Source organism: Hymenobacter sp., assembly GCF_036387835.1.
In the GTDB taxonomy this organism is placed as follows: domain Bacteria; phylum Bacteroidota; class Bacteroidia; order Cytophagales; family Hymenobacteraceae; genus Hymenobacter.
In genome coordinates this window covers 83,461-91,995 of record NZ_DASVSY010000050.1, presented here as the reverse complement: position 1 = coordinate 91,995, position 8,535 = coordinate 83,461, and the positions used below count along the sequence as shown (strand labels likewise).

9 protein-coding genes and 1 pseudogene are annotated in these 8,535 nt (G+C 55.2%); 6 read left to right on the top strand and 4 right to left on the bottom strand.

Annotated features, from left to right (window positions below):
* A pseudogene (locus VF639_RS25475) lies at positions 1 to 120 on the top strand (IS982 family transposase); the annotation flags it as partial.
* 274 nt (positions 121 to 394) lie between these two features.
* On the opposite strand, the gene VF639_RS10250 reads toward VF639_RS25475, so the two are convergent.
* On the bottom strand, positions 395 to 1,324 hold the full coding sequence (locus tag VF639_RS10250) for a TerC family protein (protein WP_331145804.1): 930 nt from the start codon (positions 1,322 to 1,324) through the stop codon (positions 395 to 397).
* A 63-nt stretch (positions 1,325 to 1,387) separates the two neighbouring features.
* Entirely contained in the window at positions 1,388 to 2,176 is a 789-nt protein-coding gene (locus VF639_RS10245; RefSeq protein WP_331145803.1) for a polyprenol monophosphomannose synthase, read from the bottom strand.
* A gap of 545 nt (positions 2,177 to 2,721) precedes the next feature.
* Between VF639_RS10245 and VF639_RS10240 the strand changes: the two genes are divergently transcribed.
* The 4 genes from VF639_RS10240 to VF639_RS10225 are packed head-to-tail and all read left to right on the top strand — an operon-like array spanning position 2,722 to position 5,842.
* Positions 2,722 to 3,246 carry an RNA polymerase sigma factor gene (locus tag VF639_RS10240; RefSeq protein ID WP_331145806.1) on the top strand — a complete coding sequence of 175 codons (525 nt, stop codon included), beginning with the start codon at positions 2,722 to 2,724 and terminating at the stop codon, positions 3,244 to 3,246.
* A gap of 10 nt (positions 3,247 to 3,256) precedes the next feature.
* A complete protein-coding gene (locus VF639_RS10235; RefSeq protein ID WP_331145802.1) occupies positions 3,257 to 4,174 on the top strand; it encodes a HEAT repeat domain-containing protein in 918 nt (305 codons plus the stop codon).
* Complete coding sequence (locus tag VF639_RS10230; protein WP_331145801.1) at positions 4,122 to 4,991, top strand: DUF4097 family beta strand repeat-containing protein; 870 nt, start codon at positions 4,122 to 4,124, stop codon at positions 4,989 to 4,991. Before VF639_RS10235 ends, VF639_RS10230 begins: the two co-directional genes overlap by 53 nt.
* Entirely contained in the window at positions 4,988 to 5,842 is an 855-nt protein-coding gene (locus VF639_RS10225; protein WP_331145800.1) for a DUF4097 family beta strand repeat-containing protein, read from the top strand. Before VF639_RS10230 ends, VF639_RS10225 begins: the two co-directional genes overlap by 4 nt.
* Before the next feature lie 97 nt (positions 5,843 to 5,939).
* On the opposite strand, the gene hemG is transcribed toward VF639_RS10225, so the two are convergent.
* Positions 5,940 to 7,274, bottom strand: a complete 1,335-nt coding sequence (gene hemG, locus VF639_RS10220; RefSeq protein WP_331145799.1) for a protoporphyrinogen oxidase — start codon at positions 7,272 to 7,274, stop codon at positions 5,940 to 5,942.
* A gap of 147 nt (positions 7,275 to 7,421) precedes the next feature.
* Between hemG and VF639_RS10215 the strand changes: the two genes are divergently transcribed.
* Positions 7,422 to 7,937: a D-glycero-alpha-D-manno-heptose-1,7-bisphosphate 7-phosphatase gene (locus VF639_RS10215; RefSeq protein ID WP_331145798.1), complete on the top strand. Its 516-nt coding sequence runs from the start codon at positions 7,422 to 7,424 to the stop codon at positions 7,935 to 7,937.
* A 159-nt stretch (positions 7,938 to 8,096) separates the two neighbouring features.
* Here the strand turns inward: VF639_RS10215 and VF639_RS10210 are convergent, their stop codons facing one another.
* Positions 8,097 to 8,249 carry a hypothetical protein gene (locus tag VF639_RS10210; RefSeq protein WP_331145797.1) on the bottom strand — a complete coding sequence of 51 codons (153 nt, stop codon included), beginning with the start codon at positions 8,247 to 8,249 and terminating at the stop codon, positions 8,097 to 8,099.
* Positions 8,250 to 8,535 lie beyond the last annotated feature (286 nt).

The following is an 8,535-nucleotide window of genomic DNA, read 5'->3' as shown; positions in this document are numbered from 1 at the left end:
TGCTTCAGCCAACTTACAGCGCGCTTTCCCAAACAAATCCACGCCGTAACGGCTGCTGGATTTGCGTTAAAAATTGCCCTCTTCATTTTTGCTCACGCTCTGCACCAAGCCGGCCTATAGGCTGCAACTTGGGTTAGCTAGTTAGCTTGCTTCACAGTCTGCTGACGTAACAAGAGCCTCAGGGAGGAGATATCAAGCATTTAACGCTTAGTATCTCCTCCCTGAGGCTTTGTTGTCTGGAGTCATAGTTGTCCAGGTTTATGCAGGTGCTACCCATTGGCGCGATGCCGGCTGGCCGCGTTGCGGCCGTTAGGCGGAGACTGACGCGGTTTGGTGGCGGACAGTCGCGCCGACTTTGTGGGCTAAGACTGCCGCTAGTGCGCCGTTGTGCGGGTTAGGCAGTTTCTTCTTCCTGTTTCGGAAACAGTAGCGACGCAATGACGGACAGAGCTAAAATGGTTCCTACTATTCCCAACGACAGGCCCATAGACATATGGTAGACCTCGGACAGCAATAGCTTGCTACCGATGAAAATGAGGATGAGCGAAAGGCCGTAGTGGAGATAGTGGAAGAGGCGCATCAGGCCTTCGAGGGCGAAATACAAAGCTCGCAGCCCGAGCAGCGCAAACACGTTGGAGGTGTACACGATGAACGTGTCGCGGGATACGGCCAGGATGGCAGGGATGGAGTCGACGGCAAATACTACGTCGGTGGTTTCCACCATTACTAGCACTACTAGTAGGGGAGTGGCGAAAAGCAGGCCGTCTTTACGCACGAAAAACTTGCCTTCGTGTAGCTGGCTGGTAATGGGCAGGTGGCGGCTCAGAAACTTCACCACCGGATTAGAATCGGGGTCAATTTCAGGCTCTCCGGCGTTGGTAGCCATTTTGATGCCCGTGTATACGAGGAAGGCGCCGAGCACGTACAGCAGAAAACTGAACTTCGCCAGCAGTGCCGCCCCTACCAGAATAAAGATGGCCCGCAGAACCAGCGCCCCTAGAATACCCCAGAACAGAATCTTATGCTGATACTGCGGCGGTACTCGGAAGTAAGTGAATATCAGCAAGAAGACAAACAGGTTGTCGACGCTCAACGACTTCTCGATCAGATAGCCGGTAAGAAATTCCAGCCCTGCCTGCCGCCCCATGTTGCGGTAGACGAAGTAGTTGAACGACAACGACAACGTTATCCAGAAGAAGCTCCAGCCCAACGCTTCGCGCATTTTCACGACGTGCGCTTTGCGGTTGAACACCAGCAAATCGAGCAGGAGCATACCTAGCACGAAGACATTGAAGCCTATCCAGAACAGAGGAGTGTTTTCCATGCGATAGTGGCAAGATACACCTAACCTGCAAAGCGCAAGCGGACCGCCTTGTCACTAATCGGTTTACCGGGTTTCTTGGGTCGAGGTTGCGACGGCGGCGGAAACCAGGCTATTGGGCTCTACGGGTTGAAAGCGACGAAACCAGCTATCTACTTTCATCTTGATAACTCCCCAAAAAGCCTCTTTAAAAATGCCCTTGCTCATTTTGGACGTGCCCCGGGTACGGTCGGTGAAGATGATGGGCACCTCCTTGAGGCGGAAACCGTACTTGTAAGCCAGCCACTTCATTTCGATCTGGAAGGCGTAGCCCACAAAATGAATTCGGTTGAGCTGGATGGTGCGCAGCACGCGGGCCGTGTAGCACTTGAAGCCGGCGGTGGCATCCATGATGGGCATACCCGTAATGAAGCGCACGTAGGCCGAGGCAAACCACGACATCAGCACCCGGTCCATGGGCCAGTTCACGACGTTGACACCCTGAATGTAGCGCGAGCCAATAGCCAGGTCGTAGCCTTGGTGGGCGCAGGCGTCGTAAAGGCGCACTAGGTCGTCGGGGTTGTGCGAGAAGTCGGCGTCCATCTCGAAGATGTACTGATAGCCGTGCGCCAGGGCCCAATTAAAGCCATGAATATAGGCCGTGCCCAAGCCTAGCTTGCCCTTGCGCTCCTCTAAAAACAGCCGGTCTGAAAACTCCCCCATCAGCCCCTGCACAATAGCGGCCGTGCCATCCGGCGAACCATCATCAATGATCAGCACGTCGAACGCCTTGGGCAATGAGAAGACTTTGCGAAGGATCAACTCCACATTTTCTCGCTCATTGTAGGTTGGAATTAAGACGAGCCCATCATTCATTGGCCAAAGATAGAAGTTAGATATGAGTACGAATAGACTAGAGACCAGACTTTGCCAAGTTGGATAGTGACGAGCTTAAGTATAGCCTTGAGGCAGTCAGCCAACTAACTGAAAAGTAGATAAGTTAGGAACAGCCGATGGCTTCTTATGATACACCCGCGAACATCTCAGGTTGCAGTATTTTAGAAATAATTTGGGAGCAATAGGATGCAAGCGGACGGTTAAGTGCTTCTCAAACTCGTTGACTCCGCTGCTTGACGCGCAGAATCCTTCGGGACAGATATGAATTTGTGAAAGGTGAAACGGGAAGGTGTGACTATTAAATGCAACACGTTTCACCTTTCACAAATTCACCTTCGAGCAAGACTGCAAAACGTATTTTCCGGTCAGGTGACCCAATAGCTTGAGTGTGTAGGAAATTCCAATTTAGCTTGAAAAATTAATTGGTGCTTTGCTGTAACCTTCCCGAATAAGGGCGGTGTCCACAATCAAATACCTTGAAACTCACTCCTACCGGGTTGGATTCGCTATCAGACAACGCGCTTATGCTCCGGGTAAAGGCCGGGGAGACTGACCGGATGGGCTTGCTCTTCGAGCGCTACCATCGCAAGCTATTCGGTTTTCTTTACCACATGCTCGGGCGAGCCGACACCAGCGAAGACTTGGTGCAGAACGTGTTTTACCGCATGCTCAAGTACCGCCATACCTACACGGGGGAGGGCGAGTTCCGGTCCTGGATGTACCATTTGGCCCGCAACGTACTGGCCGACCACGTCAAGAAAAACCGGCACGACGTCCGCCATACCGACGTAGCCGATGTGGCCGAATACATCAGCGGTGGCGCCCACGCTGATGAGCGGCTGCAAAAGGAGCAGGAAGTAGCTACCCTTCACCAAGCCCTCAACAAGCTAACCCCCGAAAACCGCGAGGTGTTGGTGCTGAGCCGCTTTCAGGAATTGAAATACGAGGAAATAGCCCGAGTGCTGAACACCAGCGAAGGCGCCGTGAAAGTCCGCGTGCACCGGGCCATGAACGAGCTGAAGAAAATATACCTACGAATTGAAAATTGAAGGGAAGGTCATGAACTGCGAACAAGTTGAAAACAAGTTGATTGATTACCTGAAACAGCAGCTACCAGCGGCGGAGCAGGACGCGCTGCGGGGCCACCTGGCGCAGTGCCCGGCGTGCCAGGAGGAGCTGGAAACCATGCAGCAGATGTGGTACACACTCGGCAGCGTACGGGTGCCAGAACCAAGCGAAAACCTGCGCCCGGCCTTCTACTCCATGCTTGCTTCTTACAAGGAAGAAGTGGCAGCCACCCCGAAATATTCGTTGGCGGGCCTGCGGCAGTGGTGGCAGGCGCTGGTGGTGCCCCGGCCCGTGGTACAGCTGACCTACAGCCTTTGCCTGATTGGGATAGGGCTCGCAGCCGGGTGGTGGCTCAACAACCGCAACGCCCCCACCGGTGCCGACCAGCAGCAACTCGCCACGCTCAGCAAGCAAGTAGAGCAGATGCAGCAGGTGATGCTGCTCACGCTCATCGAAAACCCCTCGGCCACCGAACGCCTGCGGGCCGTGAGCTACACCAAAGAGTTGGAAAGCGCCAATCCGCGGGTGGTGGAAGCCCTGCTAAGTACCCTCAACCACGACGAAAACGTGAATGTGCGCTTGGCCACGCTGGAAGCCCTGGCCGCATTAACCCAAGACCCCGCCGTGCGGCTCGGACTGGTGCAAGCCTTGCCGCAGCAAGAGTCGCCGCTGGTGCAGTCGGCGCTGGCCGATGTGATGGTGCAACTGCAGGATAAACGCTCGGTGCAGCCCCTGCGCCGCCTACTGGCTCAACCCGACCTGAACTCGGCGGTGAAAAGCAAAATTGAAGAAAGCCTCAAGTCCTTGTCTAACGGCCAGTCCGCCAAGCCGTCTTCCTCACCTCAACCGCCTTACCATGAAACGCTTTATCATTCCCGGCCAAATCGGACTGCTCGTACTACTGTTTAGCTGCCCGCTTTGGGCCCAAAGGCAGGAATTCAAGGAGAAGATCAACAAAGAATTTACCCTGACCACCGACCCCGGCCGCAACACTCTGGCCGTGTACAACATCAATGGCTCCATCACGGTGCAGGGCTACGCTGGCAACAAAGTAGTGCTCGAAGCCACCAAAACCATCAGAGCCGACGACACTCAAACGCTGGAGGTAGGCAAAAAAGAAGCGCAGCTCGACTTCTATCAGCGCAACGACAGCGTGGTGGTATACATGAAAGCGCCTTTCGACGCAAGGCCGCGGCGCAACATGAATATCAGCCAAAACGACATCGAGTACCGCTACTCGTTTGACTACGTGCTGAAGGTGCCTTACCAGATGAACCTACACGTATCGACCGTCAACAACGGGGCCGTGCTGGTGCAGGATGTTGCGGGCACGATGAAGGCGAACAACGTCAACGGGGCCGTGACCCTCAAGAACATCAAGGGCACCACGACGGCCCGCACCATCAATGGCAATTTGGAAGCCACCTACGCGGCCAATCCACCGGGTCCGTCGTCTTACAAAACCATCAACGGCCAGATCAAGGTGACCTACCTACCTGACTTGTCGGCTGATGTGCACTTCAAAAGCATGCACGGGGAGCTTTACACCGACTTCCCAAGTGTCGAGACGCTGCCCGTGCAAGTAACGCAAAACAAGCAAGGTGCCGGGGGCGGCACGCAATACAAACTCACCAAGGATACGGTCGTGCGACTAGGCAAAGGCGGTAAAGACTTCCGCTTTGAAACCATCAACGGCAGCGTAACTATCAAACAGCAACAAAAATGAACCCTTCCATAGCAACCACCTTGCGCAACATCACAGGGGCTGCCTGCCTGACTACGCTGCTTGGCACCTCCTTGCCCACATGGGCCCAAACTGACACCAAAGAACAACTTGTTGTGGCCCTGAGCAACCCTGGCAAACCTGGCCGGGTGAGCGTGAAACTAGTCGGCGGCTCGATTACCGTAGTCGGCTACAGTGGCAAAGACGTGGTGATTGATGCCACTTCGCACCTTGGTCGCAGGAGTAGCAGCCGGCAAGCGCCAGCAGCGGCAAATGGCATGAGGCGCATCGAAACCAGCAACAGCTTCGACCTTACCGCCAACGAAGACAACAACCAGGTTTCCATCCGGACGAACTCCTATAAGAACCCTATCGATTTGGTTATCAAAGTGCCACAGCGATTTTCGTTGCAGATTGGCACGGTGCAAAACGGCGACATCACGGTTGAAAATGTAGCCGGTGAGCTGGAAGTGAGTAACGTCAACGGCTCCATTCAGCTAAATCAGGTGTCGGGCTCCGCAGTGGCCAATACCGTGAATGGCGTAGTAAAGGCAACATTCAAAGACGTAGCGACTGGTGCTCCCATGGCCTTTTCCACCGTCAATGGCCAGGTAGACGTCACGTTTCCGAGCAATACCAAAGCTGCCCTGAAGCTAAAATCCGACCACGGCGAAATCTACAGCGACTTCGACCTAGCGACCGATAAAAGCCCGAAAAAAGTAACTCGCTCCAACGAAGGCGGCACCTACCGCGTGACCATAGACGACTGGACCTACGGTAAAATCAACGGCGGCGGCGCAGAAGTCATGATGAAGACCCTGAACGGAAATATCTACATCCGCAAGGGAAAGTGAGGAGATAGAAGTTAAGAGGAGATAGGAGCTAGGAGTTAAGAGGAGATAGGAGGAGATAGGAATTAGGAGAAAGCCCCTGTTTCCTAGCTCCTCACTTCTAGCTCCTAGCTCCTAGTTCCTCAGCAACGTTGCGGGCGTGGCGGATGCAGTCGGGGACGCCGACGCCGCCGCGCCAGTTGGCTACGCTCCAGATGCCGTGGGCCTGCAGGGCATCGGTGGTGGTGTGAGCCGCGACAATATGCTGGTCGTATTGCGGAATGGCCTTTTCCCACAGGTACCGGTGCTGCCAGAGGGGCTGCGCGGCTTTTATCGAATAGAAACGGCTCAGCTCTTCGTGCACCGCTGCTTTTTGGGTGGCTTCGGGCTGTAGGGCATGGTCTTCGTACTGAGCGCCGCCTACAAACGTGGTGAACAGCACCTGCCCGGCGGGCACGCGGTTGGGGTAGATGGAGCTGGTCCAGATGCTGCCGGCCGCGTAGGGGCGCTCCACTTTTGGGTTGAGCGCGCCGAAGCCGTTGAGTTGATGGCCCACATCTTCGCGGCGGTAGGCGGTGTACACGGCGGCCATGGGCGGGTAGTGCACGGCCGCTAGTGCCGCCGCCGCCTCCGGGAAGTATGGTTGTAGTAGTGGGGCCGCGGCAAAGGCCGGTATCGATAGCACCACGGCATCATAGGCAAAGCCACCATTTGAGCCTGCCGAGGTATGTACCTGATAGCGCCCATCGGTGATGCGGTGCAGCGCCCGTACCCGCTGGCCGGCGTGGCGGTGCGTAAGTCGAGCCGCTAGCGTGTCGGTGAGGTGCTGAATGCCGTTGCGCAGCGTGATGATGCGGCGGCGGCCGGCGCCGCTCCCGGTTTTAACTAAGCCGCGCAGCACCGAGCCGTATTGCTGCTCCATAGCTGCCACCTTGCTAAACGTTTTGTGAATCAGAAGCTGTGCCGGGTCGCCGGCATAGATGCCTGAAATGAACGGGTTAACCGCGTAATCCACGATTTCAGACCCGAAGCGCCGTCGAAAAAACGCATCGACCGTTTCGTTGGGGTCGGGGGGAAGCGCGGGGCGGTTCAGCTCCCGTAGGATGTTGAACTTGGCTTTCCAGCTGAAAAAGCTGTTGGTGAGCAAGGTTGGCGGCGAGCCAGGCAGCTGTTGGTAGCGGCCGTTGCGCAGCACATAGCGGTGCTTGCTTACCTCCGCCGCATCCTGAATTTCGTCGGTCAGCCCTAGTTCCGTTAGCAGTTCCAGCAGCTCGTCGCTCAGCTGTAGCGAGTTGGGGCCGGATTCCAGCAAATAGCCATCCGGGTGCTGCACCGAGCTTAAAGAGCCGCCCGGTGTAGCTTCGGCTTCAAACAAGTCGTAGGCAATACCCGCTTTTTGGAGTTGCCAGGCCAGGGTAAGGCCCGAAATGCCGCCGCCAAGAATAGCTATGGTCATAGGGTGAGTAAGAATGGATGGATAAGTGAGTAGATAACCGACTGGAGGCGTAAAGGTGGCAAGAAAGTGCAGAGTGGATAACGACAGGTTGCCAGCCACGCCAAAACGCGCAACTTTGCGCCGCTCACTCCTCCATTCGCACACCGTATGTCTGCTACCAACAAAGCCGTCTTCCTGGACCGTGACGGAGTTCTGAACAAAGAAATCGGGGACTATGTGTGGGAGCTAGACAAGTTTGTTGTGTTGGAAGGTGTACCCGAAAGCTTAGCGCAGCTCAAGCAAGCCGGCTATCACTTAATTGTCGTTACCAACCAAGCCGGCATTGCCAAAGGCCTGTATACAGCCGCCGACGTGCGGGCCTGTCACGCCAAGCTGCAAGCCGCCTGTGGCAATCTGCTCGACGCGCTCTATTTTGCCCCGGCTCATCCAAGCATTTCCGAGTCGTTGCTCCGCAAGCCCGATTCGTTGATGCTGGAGAAAGGCATAGCCCGCTTTCACCTCGACCCCGCACAGTGCTGGATGGTCGGCGACCGGTACCGCGATATGCAAGCCGGCATAAAAGCAGGCGTGCGCAGCATCCTGGTCGATGAAACAGAAGCCGTAGAGTACCAGCCCCGAGTGAAGGACCTGCGGGCTGCTACGCAGCTAATCCTAAGTCTATAGTCCTCAATAGGCGTCATCTATACCCTGAGAATAGAAATAGGTCGCCAGATCAGGCAGGACGACCTACAGAAACAAGTCAATCGGACCTACTCTCCTAGCAAGCAGAACGCCGGTTTCCAACGTTGGAAACCGGCGTTCTGCTTGCTAGGAAATCTGAATTTACTGACGCTCAACGGGAGAAGGCGCGGTGCTCGCCGTGATAGACGAGGCCGTTTGAGTGGCGGGTTTGGTGCTGCTGTAAGCAGGGCATTTGGTGCTGCAAGAGCTAAGGCCTGCAAGACCCAAAGCAAGGAAAAGCAAAACTGTTTTCATATATAAGTGCAATTTGTTAGATGTGAGTGCAATGTCAAAGTACTCGAAATTAGCGCTTTCTGGCAGATAACGAAGAACGCAACTTAAAATTGTTCTGGCGTCATCTAATTATCAAGCAAATGTTCAAACGAAAAAAGGCCAACTCCTACTTAAAGTAGAAGCTGGCCTTTTTAAGTTCCGAAACCGGCGAAGTGAAGCCGCCTACCCTGGCTTACTGACGGGCTGCCGGAGTGGCCGCGGAGGCCGTAATAGGCGAAGAGACGCGGTTGGCGGCTTTAATGCTCGA

Bases quoted from the DNA above. Each gene is read 5' to 3' on its own strand.
- VF639_RS10250 (WP_331145804.1), bottom strand. From the start codon at position 1,324: ATGGAAAACACTCCTCTGTTCTGGATAGGCTTCAATGTCTTCGTGCTA.
- VF639_RS10245 (WP_331145803.1), bottom strand. From the start codon at position 2,176: ATGAATGATGGGCTCGTCTTAATTCCAACCTACAATGAGCGAGAAAAT.
- VF639_RS10240 (WP_331145806.1), top strand. From the start codon at position 2,722: ATGCTCCGGGTAAAGGCCGGGGAGACTGACCGGATGGGCTTGCTCTTC.
- VF639_RS10235 (WP_331145802.1), top strand. From the start codon at position 3,257: ATGAACTGCGAACAAGTTGAAAACAAGTTGATTGATTACCTGAAACAG.
- VF639_RS10230 (WP_331145801.1), top strand. From the start codon at position 4,122: ATGAAACGCTTTATCATTCCCGGCCAAATCGGACTGCTCGTACTACTG.
- VF639_RS10225 (WP_331145800.1), top strand. From the start codon at position 4,988: ATGAACCCTTCCATAGCAACCACCTTGCGCAACATCACAGGGGCTGCC.
- hemG (WP_331145799.1), bottom strand. From the start codon at position 7,274: ATGACCATAGCTATTCTTGGCGGCGGCATTTCGGGCCTTACCCTGGCC.
- VF639_RS10215 (WP_331145798.1), top strand. From the start codon at position 7,422: ATGTCTGCTACCAACAAAGCCGTCTTCCTGGACCGTGACGGAGTTCTG.
- VF639_RS10210 (WP_331145797.1), bottom strand. From the start codon at position 8,249: ATGAAAACAGTTTTGCTTTTCCTTGCTTTGGGTCTTGCAGGCCTTAGC.